Origin of the sequence: Nostoc sp. (assembly GCF_036919595.1) — a bacterium.
GTDB lineage: Bacteria > Cyanobacteriota > Cyanobacteriia > Cyanobacteriales > Nostocaceae > Nostoc.
The window spans coordinates 56,173-70,951 of sequence record NZ_JBALCO010000186.1 but is presented as its reverse complement, the minus strand read 5'-3'; the positions used below and the strand labels follow the sequence as shown (position 1 = coordinate 70,951).

The window sequence follows — 14,779 nt, the reverse complement described above, 5'->3', positions numbered from 1 at the left end:
GCAACCATTATTCAGGAGAAATCTTCTTCTAATCTATTTGGTGGGTCGTGGATGCCAGAATAATTTTCTACCCCGAAGTATTGAGGGGATACATTTATTTCCTGTTTTTTTATTGCTGTTGTCATACAACCAACTCAGGCAAAGCAAGTAACTGAAATTCAAAGTGTACAAGAACTGAACCGTTCTGCAAGAACAGTCAAAGAATGGTTTGCTCAAATAGAACAGCAGAACCCGCCAGCCCAAAGCCGGCAAGGTGAAGTTGTACAAGTGACTTCTGTGAAGGCAAATCCCACTTCTAAGGGTCTGGAGGTGATTTTACAGACATCAAAAGGAGAACAGTTACAAGTAGTTAATCAAAGTTCTGGCAATAACTTTGTTGCTGATATTCCCAATGCTCAACTGCGTTTACCCAATGGTGATGCATTCACATTTCGCTCAACTTCACCAATTGTAGGAGTTAGTGAAATAACGGTAACAAACTTTAATGCCAATACTATCCGGGTGAGCGTGACCGGGGAAGCAGGTGTACCGATTGTTGAGTTGTTTGACAGTCCAGATGAGGGTATTATCTTCTCTGTTGCAACTTCTGCATCTTCTGTGCAGCCACAGCAGTCAGAAAGCCAAACACAGCCAAGTCAACCATCGACAGAAAGTAATGAACCGATTGAACTTGTGGTGACGGGTGAACGGGACGAAGGCTATAATCCCTCACGAACAAGCGTCGGAACGCGCACTGATACGCCTTTGCGAGATATTCCTCAAACCATTCAAATTATACCGCAACAGGTAATCAAAGATCGTAATGTTACCCGGTTACGAGATGTGTTAAATAACGTCAGCGGTGTTGTACTGAACAGTGGAGACTATGGTGGAGAAGGGTTTGGCGTTGGCGACTATTCAATTCGGGGCTTCCGGGGACAAACCACACTCAATGGTTTTACAGGCACCGGCTCACCAGGAGATTTTTCTAACGTTGAACAGGTTGAAGTGGTGCGTGGACCAGCATCTGTATTGTTCGGCTCAGGCGAACCTGGAGGTATAATTAACGTTACCACCAAACAACCGCTATCAGAGCCATTCTACGAGTTTGGCTTGAATGCTGGTAGCTATAATTACTACCGTGGAACGGCTGATCTTTCCGCTCCACTCAATTCCGATCGCAGCCTACGCTATCGCCTGAACATTGCGCTTCAGGATTCTGATAGTTTTCGAGACTTTCTGGGGACAAAGCGACTCTTTCTTGCACCTCCCATCGCTTGGGATATCAGCGATGATACAAAGCTGACCCTAAACTTTGAATACCTAAATCAAGAAACAGGATTTGATGCCGGAGTGCCAGCGTTGAGTAATGGCTCGTTTGTGCTACCAATTAATCGCTATTTTGGCTATCCTAGTGCGAATGATATTAATCGCACCCAAATACAGGGAGGCTATACCTTTGAACATCGGTTTAATAAAAATCTTCAGCTGCGTAATTCACTATTTATCAGTTCGCAACATATAGATTTGATAGAGAGTGAATATGGCACTTTGTCTGATGATAGATTTATTACAGGCACATATGTCAAGGATAAACCTGTATATGAAACCTATGCGATGCAAACAGGGCTGATAGCAAACTTTAATACTGGTTCAGTAGCCCATCAGGTGCTGTTCGGTTTTGATGCAAATCGCGTGACAAATTCCTTTTCATCTTTGACTGCACCCTTGCCGCCTCTGGATATTTTCAACCCGAACTACAATATTGAATTACCCACTGATACTACTTTCAACCGTTCTATTTACATCACTCAATCCTATGGGGTTTACTTACAAGATCAGATTAAGTTACTAGATAACCTGATCCTAGTGGCTGCTGGACAATTTGATTGGGTGAACAGCACGGGGAGTGACATTATAGCAGGTACTGTTAATAGAGACTATGGTGAAGCATTTAGTCCGCGCCTTGGCATCGTTTATCGACCGATCAAGCCTGTTTCACTCTATGCCAGCTACAGCCGTTCTTTTCTCCCTAACTCTGGTCGTTCAAGAACGAATTCAGCTTTTGCTCCGACACGCGGTACTCAGTATGAAGTGGGCATCAAGGGCGATTTTCTCAATGGGAAACTCTCAGCACTTTTAGCCGCTTACGACATCACAAAATCCAACGTGTTGACGGCTGATCTCAGCGAGCCTGAACCTGGTAAGTATTCAATTCAGGTTGGAGAACAGCGCAGTCGCGGCATTGACTTGAGCGTGACTGGTGAAATCTTACCGGGTTGGAATTTGACAGCAGGGTATTCTTACACTGATGCTCGGATTACTAAAGATAATACGTATGAAGTGGGCAGTCGGCTGAGAATTACGCCAACTAATTCTGCTTCTTTGTGGACAACCTATAAAATTCAAAGCGGCGATTTGCAAGGCTTGGGCTTTGGGTTAGGTACATATTTTGTTAGCGATCGCCCAGGCGATCAATTCGATCTGCCCAACTTCAAGCTACCTGCCTACACGCGATTCGATGCGGCTCTGTTCTATCGACGTAACAACTGGGAGGTAGCAATTAATGCTGAGAATTTGTTTAATGTCGAATACTACACAAATTCGCGTAGTTCTGATGGAAATTCTCCAGGTGCGCCTTTTACGTTAATTGGGTCATTAACCGTGCGGTTTTAATTGAGAAAACCAATTTCATATCTGGTGACATTATGCAAAGGAGCATTTACCTTGAATTCTAAAAAAGTACGCAACTTGATATTCACCCTACATCGTTACTTGGGTCTAGCGCTAGGATTGATTGCAATTATCATCGGTTTGACAGGTAGTCTACTAGTTTTCCACACAGAAATTGACAACTTCGATCAATCTCATCAAAGTGGCACGATCATCCCTAAAAGAGAACAACTACCAATCGAAGTTGTCCTTAACACCGTCAAAAAAGCCTACGCCAATCAACCAAATACAACTATTCAACGGTATTACCCACCCCCAAAGCCAGATCGGTCAATAAAGGTTATCCTCAAAACAAAGGAATTTGACTGGCTGCCAATCTACGTTAACCCCTACACAGGAGTAATCCTCAACCCTAACTCTAAGCCCAGCTCGATCCAAAAGATATTTTTAGACATTATCTATCCACTCCACTACACCCTCTTAAGTGGTGACATTGGCACGAAGTTTGTGGGCATTGTTGGGTTACTATTCACAATCTTGAGCATTACAGGCATTATCTTATGGCCAGGTTGGCGCAAGTTAATTGCTGGCTTCAAAATCAAGCTTGATGCCCATCCCAAGCGAGCGAACTTTGATATTCACAAAGTTGCTGGTGTCATTACAGCTACATTTCTAGTCTTTACCTTTTTCACAGGCTTTTGCTGGAACTTTTCTGAATTTGTCAACCCGATAATCTACGCTCTCACCTTCTCCAAACCTCAACCCGATTTTGTTTCTGTACCTATTTCTGGTCAGTCTCCGCTAGGACTAAAAGACCAATTAAAAATCGCTCAAGCTGCCCTGCCCAATGCATCACTTAATTTAATTGGTTTTCCAAGTAAACCAGAAGAGACTTTTTGGTTTAACTTTAATCTTGGCGATGTTTCTCTTGATCAGTATAGCGGCAAGGTTTTACAAGTATCTACGATCGCAACTGCATCATTAGGCGATCGCATCCTAAATTCCTTTAACGATTTGCACTATGGCACTTTCTGGGGACTTCCATCCCGTATTTTCTACATGTTTGTAGGATTTGCACCGTTGATTTTATTTATTACTGGCTTTGTGATGTGGAAGCATCGCTATCGGAGCTATCGGATAAAATCTCCCACAGAATTTATTAAACCGCCCGTTTTAAGATAATTACAGCTAAAAAGCGCCCCCCATTTCTGGAGAGCGCTTCTTATTTAGCTAATACCGAAGTATTAACCGTTGATAGCAGGAGCAGTCATTGCTACAGGAGTAACTTCACCAGCAGCTAAATCTAGGGGAAAGTTATGAGCATTCCGCTCGTGCATTACTTCCATACCCAAGTTAGCACGGTTAATTACGTCTGCCCAGGTGCTGATGACGCGACCTTGAGAGTCAATGATTGATTGGTTGAAGTTGAAACCGTTCAAGTTGAACGCCATTGTGCTGATACCCAAAGCGGTAAACCAGATACCAATGACAGGCCAAGCTGCAAGCAAGAAGTGCAATTGACGGCTGTTTTGGAATGATGCGTATTGGAAAATTAAACGACCGAAGTAGCCGTGGGCTGCAACGATGTTGTAGGTTTCTTCTTCTTGACCAAACTTGTAACCGTAGTTTAATGATTCGGTTTCGGTGGTTTCACGCACCAAGGAAGAAGTTACTAGAGAACCGTGCATTGCAGAGAACAAGCTACCACCGAATACACCAGCCACACCTAACATGTGGAAGGGGTGCATCAAGATGTTATGTTCTGCTTGGAACACAATCATGAAGTTGAAGGTTCCAGAGATACCCAAAGGCATACCATCAGAGAAAGAACCTTGACCGATGGGGTAGATCAAGAATACTGCGGTAGCAGAAGCCAAAGGTGCGCTGTAAGCTACGCAGATCCAAGGACGCATACCTAAGCGGTAAGAAAGTTCCCACTGACGACCCAGGTAGGTAGCGCAACCGATCAAGAAGTGGAAAACTACCAACTGGTAAGGACCACCATTGTACAACCACTCATCTAAGGAAGCAGCTTCCCAGATTGGGTAAAAGTGCAAGCCGATGGCGTTTGAAGAAGGAACAACTGCACCAGAGATGATGTTGTTTCCGTAGATCAAAGAGCCTGCAACTGGTTCGCGGATACCATCGATGTCCACAGGAGGAGCAGCGATGAAGGCAATTACGAAGCAGGTGGTAGCAGCTAGCAGGGTAGGAACCATCAAAACGCCGAACCAACCGATATATATACGGTTGTCGGTGCTGGTGATCCACTCGCAGAAGCGATCCCATACGTTAGCGTCAGAGCGCCGTTGTAAGGTTGTGGTCATGGTTTTATAAGTGCTATGGGTTGTTAAATATGGAACAAGCGGATTTTTTTCGCCTGCTGAAATATAGTCTACATGAATTTATTTTGACGCGACATGTGACTTAATGTTCTGTAACAGAATTCTTTAACAAGCTCATTGAAATGTAAACTTTTCTTACTATAAACAATAGTGAAATAGTGATGATTTAAGGTTTCACTGATGAAACAAATCACTTAGAGGGTCTTTCAACCGCGATCGGTTGGCTTTGACTGGAGTCAATTATCAACTCCAGCCCTAATGGGGGTTATAGGTAGTGTTAAGAAAAGCCTGCTTTTTCAGCCAGTTCTTGCTTGGCATTGGTAGCAGATTTTTTCTTTAGCAGCCAGATGCCGCCCAGAAGAACTACGATCAAACCACCCACACTGGAAGGTTCGGGTACAGCTTGAATATCAAATTTGTTCAATAATCTGGCATTAGCTGGATTAGTAGCAATATTCGGATCGTCAGTTTCTCCATACCCCCCTTTATCCTCAAAATAAAATACGTTTTCAGATTTAGCACCAACTAAGTAAGAAAAACCATTAAAGTCAAGGAATGGTTTTGTTGGGGAGAAGAGATTATCGTTAGGCGCTGAATTTGGAAAACTACCAGGAGGTAGTAGTGCCGTAATTGTCTCCCCATTTCGCTGTCCCGTGATACCCGTGATTGTTAGGTAGCCATTTGCGTCACTGCTGTCAGTGGTTGTTAAGACTCCACTAGCTTCAATTCCCTCACCAGAGTAAGAATAATTAAACTGGGCAGCCTGAACAGGGTTAGCAGAACCATCTACAGTTAGTCCGGTCGTTAAGACTACTCCAGCTACCGTAGCTAAAAGCTTAACGGTACTTTTATTTATGTTGCTTTTCATGTTGATAAAAAATATCTCTTATGAAAAAAGATTAGAAAGAGAAACTTACTTTTAGAATTAGAACACGGAAAATTTGGTTTCAATTTCAAGAAAGTATTAAAATAAAAATGCTATTTTTAAAGTAAATGTAAAGCAGAGCAATCAGGTTGTATACCTAAAGATAGGATAATTCTGTTATCTGGTTGAATTGATCGCACTAATTATTTGTCTTTACACTTCTTTACAATTAGCTTGTGGGAAAAATTCAAAGTCTCGCTGATTTGTAACGAGATAATAAGTTCTACGTTGTCTAATGTTTCAGTTAAAAATCAAAGTAGATGTAGGGCAAACTGCCTTCAGGAGCTAATAACCAAACAGCGTAGAAACATAGAGGGACGAAGACAAGCTTAAGGGGCCAATTAAACTCTAACTTCAGCATCCGGTTGAAGGCATAGACTACAGCCATAAGGGCAGCTAAGGTTAGAAGTACCCAAGTGAGTTGGTATTGGCTCATATTTAAGGCTTCTACATAGACCTTTTCAGCAAATTGGGCGTCAGCTGGATGACCCCAAAGATGTCGAATTACCAAAGAAGAGTCTTGGAGATTAGGTAAGCGGAACCAGATCCAAGAGGTAAAAACCATCAGTTGGGTCAATAACCAAGCGACAAAGATACCCAGAGGATTTTGCCAGAATTGTTCTAGATTTTCAAAGCGATCGCTCATCCTATCTGTAAGTCGATGAACTACCAAGGCTAACCCGTGGAATATGCCCCAAACAACATAACCTAAAGCAGCACCGTGCCAGATACCAGCAATTAGCATCACAATAAATAAATTACAGCAGGTACGCACTAAACCTCGACGGGAACCACCCAAAGGAAAGTAGACATAGTTACGTAGCCAATCTCCTAAAGTCATGTGCCAGCGCCGCCAAAATTCTCCAATATTGGTGCTGAAGTAGGGAAAGTCAAAATTCTCAGGTAGAACCAAGCCGAAAAGCAAAGCACTACCACGGGCAATGTCTACGTAACCGTTGAAATCTAGATATAATTGCAAGCCGTAGGCGAATGTAGCTAACCAGAGATCGGCACTACCCGCCCGTTGTAAATTACCAAAACATAAATCAACGAAAATTCCCAGGTGGTCTGCCAAAATACCTTTTTTGACCGCGCCCCTAGCAATTAACCACAGCGCCTCAGATACTCTATCGGCACTGGGGAAGGCTAGGGTATTAAATTGATTTGCTAAGTTGTGGTAGCGCGTAATCGGGCCAGAAATCAGTTTGGCGAAGAATAATTTATAGGTGGCAAATTTGAGAAACTGCTCAGTCGCAGGGGCACCACGATAGACATCTATTAAATAAGCAATGCATTCAAAGGTAAAAAATGAAATTCCCAAGGGTGCAATCAATTTAAAAGAGCTATCTGGTGAATTTGTTTGCACATGAAAAACAAACTTGAATAAAGGAGTAAAATACTTAAAAACTAATAGTAGTAAAACATTTAGAGTTATCCCCAGCCACAAAAGTTTTAGACGACGACGATTCCAATCACCTTGGGCAAATTGCCACTCTTCATTAGAAATTTGCCAGTCAAAAGAATGTTTTCCTGGTGATGTGTTTTTCCCAATTTCCAATCCCACAAGGAAATTAATAAATGTCAATGCTAATAGTAATGGAATGTATTGGATGTGCAAAGATGCATAGAAAACCAAACTAGCAATTAGCAGCGTCCACAATCGCAATTTCTGTTGTGCTAAAGACCAGTAAATCCCTAACACACTCAACAAGAACAGCCCATAGAAAATTGATATAAAGTTCATTTGTTATTTGTTATGGGATATTGGGCATTGGGCACTTGTACTGAACGGTGTTGAAGTATTGGGCATTGGGCATTTGGCATTGGGTACTTATACTGAGGGACTTGTGCCAAGCCGAGGCAAGCCGTAAAGGCTGCGGCATAGCTACACTTAGGGCGCAGCCTCTCCAAGAGTTGTATTGAGCATTGGGAATTTGGTTATTTCCCCCCTGCCCCCTCACTTCTCTACTTCGCTGGCCAAGGAATCATTGGATCATTAGCCAGCTTTTTGGAGACTTCGTAGGCTCCAAAGCGGTTGAGGTGGCTGGGATCAGAAAAGTAGTCATTTGCTTTTGACCACTGTTGGCTCAAATCACGATAAATAAAGTTGGGATTAGTAGCCAAATGCAACATATATTGCTGAAATTCTTGCTCATATTGTCTACGCACTGGATCTAAATAATCTTCCGTGAGAGGCATGTTGACAAACACTAAGGAAATTTTCTGAGACTGGGTAAACTGAAGTACTTCTTGAAAGGCAGCATCTTGCTCTCCTTCTACTTGGAAAGATTTATAGTCGTTATCGTAATTTCCGGGAACTCTAGAATGTTTTTGATAGTATTTAGCAGGATTGAAACGAATAGACAAAGGTAGAAAGCCATCAAAATCAACTGCTTGCTGGGAAGTACTTTCATCTGAAGTACCATCTGTTAGCTGTTTTTGTGATGCAACTGTCTGATTGCGACCAAGCATGAGCAGTTGTTTTTGCAGTAAACTTTTAATTTGGTCGCGGTTTTGGTAGCTAGCAGAAAGAGATGCTAGAGCCTGATTTAACGAATGATTGACAGCTTCATAGGTGCTAATTTCCTGTTTTTCTTCTTTTATCTTTTGTTCTCCCGAACTTACCTGATTTTTGGGCGAATCATTGCTATTGGCAGTTGGTGGCGCTTTTTGGAATGCTTGTTTATAACCAGCTGATGCAACGATGGATTTAAAAGTAATATCCTCACGTCCACCGTTAAAAGCACGCGCACCATCTGCCCAGATAATTATTTTAGGCAGTTCTGATGGTTCCAGTACGTGGCGAATCACAAAGTCTACAACTTGTGCGGTAGCACCGTTGATCCCAAAGTTAAACACGTCAAGATTTGGATATCCCTGAGTCGCTAAAGCTTTAGAAAGTGCTGCCGGATCTATTCCCCTGAGGGCGCGGGAGGAGCCAATAATCAACACGTTTGGCGGACTACCAGTTCTAGCCAAACGCTGTTTATACAGTGCTAGTTGCTCGTCTAACTGCCTGACATTGAAACTTGGCATCTGCGATCGCGCTGCTAAAAGAATAGCTGTTGCAGTTGCCTTTTCCTTCAGTGGTGCGGCTGCCAAATTCTTTGTCGGGGGATCATCACTTTGGGTAAATTCAGAAGCATTAAATACAGAACTCTGATTTGGAGGAGATTTTGTCTTGGAAGTGCTAGTAAAAAATGTCTGTTTATCACTCTGAGTTTTCCCTGGTATCAAAGATACATTTTGCCCAGAAGATGATGAAGACAAGACACTGGCGACTTTTGGCGTAGTCCAGGCAATAATTTGACCCAACACCCAATCAGTTTGGAGAGTAAGGAATAATCCTAGTGTCCCCCAAACCAGAGCAATCTTAAGTCCTTGAACATCAGGTTTCTGTTCGGCTGACTGCTGGCTTTCGGTAAATAGCCGGCTTTTCAACAGGAATTTTTTCGCTGTTGCACTCGCCGTTACCATCCAATCTCGCGCTACATCTGTGACAAAACTTTGAACTTCTTCTGTGGTTAAGTCGGGGCGCAAAATTGGTTCATTAGTCTCAGAGGTTACCAGATCGTTAACGTATTTAGAAGTAGCAGCAAATTCTGGGGTTGCTTCTGGGACTAAACGTTGGCGATGCTCAAGATCAAGGCCATAGTTCCAAAAAGGTTCTTTATTCCCAGCCCGGCGACCGTAGACACGTACCCCCATAATACCGGGAATTTTTAGCTGGCGGATAAACTGCGTAACTTTGTTTGCTACTTGTTGACGCCCTGGACAAACAGGTGCATCACACATGATGTGCAATAAATCATTTTTGTTCAGCAGTAGTACGCGAATTCCACCTGTCAATAGCCGCCAATCCAGGTCAGGATTGAGTAAGCGTTCCAGTAAAAAAATGATCGCTGGTTGATCGCCAGTATTCGCCAAATCTAGCGGCGATGTGGCAAAGACGGGATGCTTTGCAGCAGGTAAAGCCAGCCAATCAATCCAAGTGGGTTGCTTGTCGCCTGCTTTTTGTCCGTATACTGTAGCGGCGAGAATGCCTTGGGGAGCGATCGCTTCTAGCTGAGGTAAAATCGCCTCTAAGCACACTACCTTGTCGGGGATTGGGGCAGTTCCTAAGGGATCAAAAGCTGGGGTACAAAAGATATGTAGTGTTGATTCTTTAACAGAAGTTTGGACAGCAACTTTTAACTCTGACAATACCTCAGTTAATAATCGAGCGATCGCTTGGACATCCCCCCAACGCGCCCACTCCTTAAGCATCACCTCTGGTGGCGTCAAATCCACTCGCAGCAGCCAATCAGGGGCTGTTTCGCCGCTCACCTGGGAAACAATTATTGCATCTTGGTAGCCGGAAAGCTTGAGATAACGCAACTTCTGCGCTATTGGTTCAGCAAGCAACGATGCATCAGGGCTATAACTCGACTGGCAAAATATCCATAGGCGATTTTCTTGCGCCTGAGAGTTCTTTGACTTATATGGCTTAATCTTTACCTGTACTGATACGCCTAATATACTTAAAGTCTCACTAAGATAGCGAGCAATGGCTTCTGGGTTACCTTGGCGTGCCAAACTTTCGTTAGAGACAATCAGCGCCCCACCCGATTGTTTTGATTTTTCCGAGTCTACTAGCAGTGCTTGCTGCACCTGCTCCAGATGCTTTTCTATTTGATTCAAGTAAACCCGATGGCACCATTTGGGGCGCTGTTCCCCTTTTCTCCGGCCATAGACAAATACTTGATATATTGAGGGTTGTTCGTTGCTTGTGAGGATATCTAAGTTTGTTTGCTGTAGTGCTTGCAGCAAATCAGACAAAGTACGCCAACGCTGGGGACATTCTGTACCTTCACAAAGAATATGAAGGTCATTTCCCCGTAATCGGACTTTCACCCCGAAAGTGTTGATCCCTGTTGCTTGGCTTACCCATTGCACTAAGGATTGCTGGCGATCTGGTAATACTGTTTTCATCGGAAGTTAACTTTACAGGAAGCGATTGTTGGGGGATAGTGCCTGCACTTGTAAACTAGAACCATAGGTCTATCACACTGTGACGGTTTTTTTTAACAATTTTGTTACCTTCGTAGCTTACAAAATCGGACAAGATAGTCTTGTACAGGTTGCGAGTCTGACTAATGTTGAGTTTTGCGTTTATTTTACTAATAAGGAGTCATAAATTAGAAATTAGGAGCCAGGAGTCAGAATAATTCTATATGACTGGCTGATGACTTGTCCTTTAAAACTGGACTTGCGTCCCATTGCGCTAACGGCCCTGATGAGCTAAACAAACAACAAGCTTATCTCATTTAAACTCCGTCTTTTGATCATTGGAGTAATCCTAACTCCTGTAGAGACGCGATTAATCGCGTCTCTTAACTCCTAACTCCTTTTTACTCATAATTCCCATAACCAAAAATTAGCAATGCCTTCTGCCAACCAACAGCCCTCATCTAACCCCGCATCCAATCCGGATTTATTTAGCATTCCCCAGTCGTTCCTTTTACAAATAGGCACAGCGTCTATATTACTGTTGCTCATTACAGGAAAAACTACAGTAAGAGCACTAGAAGCCATAGGGGAAGCCAGTGAAGAATTATTTCGAGGCGATCGCCTACCCAATCTCGACTTCCCAGAGGATCACGAAACTGATCAAACTTAAAAAATATACACCAAATAATTATTTGCTCAGGAACAACAGGATGAGCATTAGGTGTAAAACCTAGAAGTGTAAACAGTAATTAGCTTTACAACAATAGAGAATATGGGTTCCCTTTTATACTCTTCGTCTCAAACTGCGGATATATACCCGGTGTCGGAATTATTTTTGCGTCATCGTCTCCAGGTAGTGGAAGAATTGTGGGAGTCAGTTCTCCGGCAAGAATGCGGTCAAAATATGGTAGACTTGTTGCGCCAATTGCGCGATTTATGTTCACCAGAAGGACAAGCTAGAAATGACCAAGCATCCTCAGCCGTAAAATTGATTGAACAACTAAATATCAATGAAGCAATCCGCGCAGCTCGTGCTTTCGCTCTGTATTTTCAGTTGATTAATATCATAGAGCAGGAATATGAACAACGGCAGCAATTGAGTCGCTATGAGGCAGAAACAGAGGCTATAGCGCCAGAAACAGCATCAAATGTTAACTATTCCTCCAATCAAAGAGAAGATGACGCGCCTGTTAGCAGGGGAATAGCAGCAGAGTTACTGAGAAAGAGTTATCTAGAAAAAGCGCCAGTCAAACCAAAAGGTACTTTCGCTGCCTTGTTTCCCTATTTATTCAAACTGAATGTACCACCCCAGCAAATTCAACGTCTGATTGCACATCTGGATGTGCGCTTAGTTTTCACAGCGCACCCGACAGAAATTGTTCGTCATACCATCCGAGATAAGCAGCGACAGGTGGTACAACTATTACAAAAACTGGATGCCTTGGAAAACCACTCTGGTAGCACACCAGGAGCATATCCTTGGGAAGCAGCAGATGTGCGCGAACAATTGCTCGAAGAAATTCGGCTGTGGTGGCGCACAGACGAACTTCACCAGTTCAAACCTACTGTCCTGGATGAAGTAGATTATGCCCTACACTACTTCCAAGAAGTTTTATTTGATGGCATTCCCCAACTGTATAAACGTTTCAAACACACCCTATCCAACACCTTTCCTTGGCTAGAACCACCGAGTAAAAACTTTTGCTCTTTCGGCTCCTGGGTAGGCTCAGACAGGGATGGGAACCCATCAGTTACACCAGAAATCACCTGGCAGACAGCTTGCTATCAGCGCAAAATGGTGCTAGGGAGATATATTCAGTCAGTAAAAAATCTGATTGAATTGTTGAGTGTGTCGATGCACTGGAGTGATGTATTACCAGATTTGCTGGAATCTCTAGAGTTGGATCAGTCCCAGTTGAGTGAGGTATACGATGCACTGGCGCTGCGTTATCGACAAGAACCGTATCGGCTGAAACTGGCTTATGTATTGAAACGGCTAGAAAATACTCGTGATCGCAATCTAGCTTTGTATAATCGGGAAACGCCAAAAAATCAAGATAGTCCCCTGTATCTTTCGGGAGCCGATTTTTTAGCAGAACTGCGAATGATTCAGCGCAACTTGACAGAAACAGGTTTAAACTGTCGAGAATTAGAAAATCTGGTCTGTCAGGTAGAAATTTTTGGTTTTAACTTGACACAGCTAGATATCCGCCAAGAATCATCCCGCCACGCCGATGCGCTCAATGAGATCCTAGAATACCTGCAAATATTATCTCAACCTTACAACGAATTATCTGAAGAGCAAAGAGTCGCTTGGCTCACAGGAGAACTGCAAACCCGGCGGCCGTTAATTCCGGCAGAATTGCCATTTTCCGAAAAAACCAACGATGTAATTGAAACCTTTCGCGTTGTGCGATCGCTGCAACAAGAATTTGGTCTCAACATCTGCCAAACTTACATTATCAGCATGTGCCGCGACGTGAGCGACGTGCTGGAAGTACTACTGTTAGCCAAAGAAGCCAGACTTTTTGACCCCGCCATTGCTGTGGGAACTATTCAAGTTGTCCCCCTATTTGAGACAGTAGAAGATTTACAACGCTCCAGAAGCGTCATGCAGAAACTGTTTGAACTCCCGTTATATCGGGCTTTGTTAGCCGGCGGCTACGAACAGACAAAAGCAGAGGATGCCGATGGAAATTCATCCTCCCCTGCCTCCCCTGCCTCTTCCTCCCCCCTCTTCTTTAACTTGCAAGAAGTGATGCTGGGGTATTCTGATAGCAACAAAGACTCTGGTTTTTTAAGCAGCAACTGGGAAATTCATAAAGCTCAAAAATCACTGCAAGAAATAGCAGAAAACTATGATCTAAATTTGCGGATTTTCCACGGGCGCGGCGGTTCTGTGGGACGGGGTGGGGGCCCTGCTTACGAGGCGATTTTGGCTCAACCGGGTCATAGTATCAATGGGCGAATCAAAATTACCGAACAAGGAGAAGTTTTGGCTTCCAAATACTCCTTGTTGGACTTGGCTTTGTACCACATGGAAACCATCACCACTGCTGTGATTCAAGCTAGCCTGCTGCGGACAGGGTTTGATGATATTGAACCCTGGAATGAAATTATGGAAGAATTAGCAGCGCGATCGCGTCAACATTATCGTTCTTTAATTTACGAACAGCCTGATTTTGTTGACTTCTTCCACGAAATAACCCCCATTGAAGAAATTAGCCAGCTGCAAATTAGTTCCCGTCCAGCCCGCCGTCCATCTGGTAAAAAAGATTTAAGTAGTCTGCGAGCTATTCCTTGGGTATTTAGCTGGACACAAACCCGCTTTTTACTTCCTTCCTGGTACGGCGTTGGCACAGCGGTGCAAGAATTCTTGAACGAAGAACCAGAAGAACACTTGAAATTGCTACGTTACTTTTATGTTAAGTGGCCCTTCTTCAAGATGGTGATTTCTAAGGCCGAGATGACCTTGGCAAAAGTAGACATCCAAATGGCACACCACTACGTCCAAGAATTGTCAAAACCAGAAGATCAAGTTCGTTTTGCCAAGGTTTTTGAGCAAATTGCTAGCGAGTTCTATCTTACAAGGGATTTGGTGTTAAAAATCACCGACCACAATCGATTGTTAGATGGTGATCCTGTCTTGCAACGATCTGTGCAGTTACGCAATGGCACAATTGTCCCCTTGGGATTTATCCAAGTTTCACTACTCAAGCGCCTACGGCAGTCCCTAAATACTACGGCTACTTCTGGAATCATCCACTCTCGTTATAGCAAAGGCGAGTTACTGCGAGGAGCATTGTTAACTATTAATGGGATTGCAGCCGGGATGAGAAATACAGGTTGATTGAGAATTGGGAATTGG

Annotated in this window: 8 protein-coding genes; 4 read left to right on the top strand and 4 right to left on the bottom strand. The window is 43.4% G+C overall.

The features are described from left to right. The first annotated feature begins 267 nt into the window (after positions 1-267). Together V7K21_RS29070 and V7K21_RS29065 are read left to right on the top strand one after the other, a co-directional pair. Positions 268-2,655 carry a TonB-dependent siderophore receptor gene (locus V7K21_RS29070; RefSeq protein ID WP_335179351.1) on the top strand — a complete coding sequence of 796 codons (2,388 nt, stop codon included), beginning with the start codon at positions 268-270 and terminating at the stop codon, positions 2,653-2,655. A 51-nt stretch (positions 2,656-2,706) separates the two neighbouring features. Next, the gene (locus tag V7K21_RS29065) at positions 2,707-3,834 is read left to right on the top strand and encodes a PepSY-associated TM helix domain-containing protein (protein WP_335179349.1); all 1,128 of its coding nucleotides are present in this window, start codon (positions 2,707-2,709) and stop codon (positions 3,832-3,834) included. A gap of 62 nt (positions 3,835-3,896) precedes the next feature. On the opposite strand, the gene psbA is transcribed toward V7K21_RS29065, so the two are convergent. The 4 genes from psbA to V7K21_RS29045 all read right to left on the bottom strand — a co-directional run bounded on the left by psbA (position 3,897) and on the right by V7K21_RS29045 (position 10,893). Beyond that, positions 3,897-4,979 (bottom strand): photosystem II q(b) protein, encoded by a 1,083-nt coding sequence (gene psbA, locus V7K21_RS29060; protein WP_335179347.1) that lies wholly within the window; start codon positions 4,977-4,979, stop codon positions 3,897-3,899. A 295-nt stretch (positions 4,980-5,274) separates the two neighbouring features. Beyond that, entirely contained in the window at positions 5,275-5,865 is a 591-nt protein-coding gene (locus V7K21_RS29055) for a PEP-CTERM sorting domain-containing protein (protein WP_335179345.1), read from the bottom strand. A 301-nt stretch (positions 5,866-6,166) separates the two neighbouring features. Further along, positions 6,167-7,666 carry an MBOAT family O-acyltransferase gene (locus tag V7K21_RS29050; RefSeq protein WP_335179343.1) on the bottom strand — a complete coding sequence of 500 codons (1,500 nt, stop codon included), beginning with the start codon at positions 7,664-7,666 and terminating at the stop codon, positions 6,167-6,169. A gap of 221 nt (positions 7,667-7,887) precedes the next feature. Beyond that, positions 7,888-10,893 (bottom strand): DUF1574 family protein, encoded by a 3,006-nt coding sequence (locus V7K21_RS29045; RefSeq protein WP_335179342.1) that lies wholly within the window; start codon positions 10,891-10,893, stop codon positions 7,888-7,890. 451 nt (positions 10,894-11,344) lie between these two features. Between V7K21_RS29045 and V7K21_RS29040 the strand changes: the two genes are divergently transcribed. Both V7K21_RS29040 and ppc read left to right on the top strand, forming a co-directional pair. Then, on the top strand, positions 11,345-11,581 hold the full coding sequence (locus V7K21_RS29040; protein WP_335179340.1) for a hypothetical protein: 237 nt from the start codon (positions 11,345-11,347) through the stop codon (positions 11,579-11,581). 102 nt (positions 11,582-11,683) lie between these two features. Then, the gene (gene ppc, locus V7K21_RS29035; RefSeq protein WP_335179338.1) at positions 11,684-14,761 is read left to right on the top strand and encodes a phosphoenolpyruvate carboxylase; all 3,078 of its coding nucleotides are present in this window, start codon (positions 11,684-11,686) and stop codon (positions 14,759-14,761) included. The last annotated feature ends 18 nt before the right edge of the window (positions 14,762-14,779 follow it).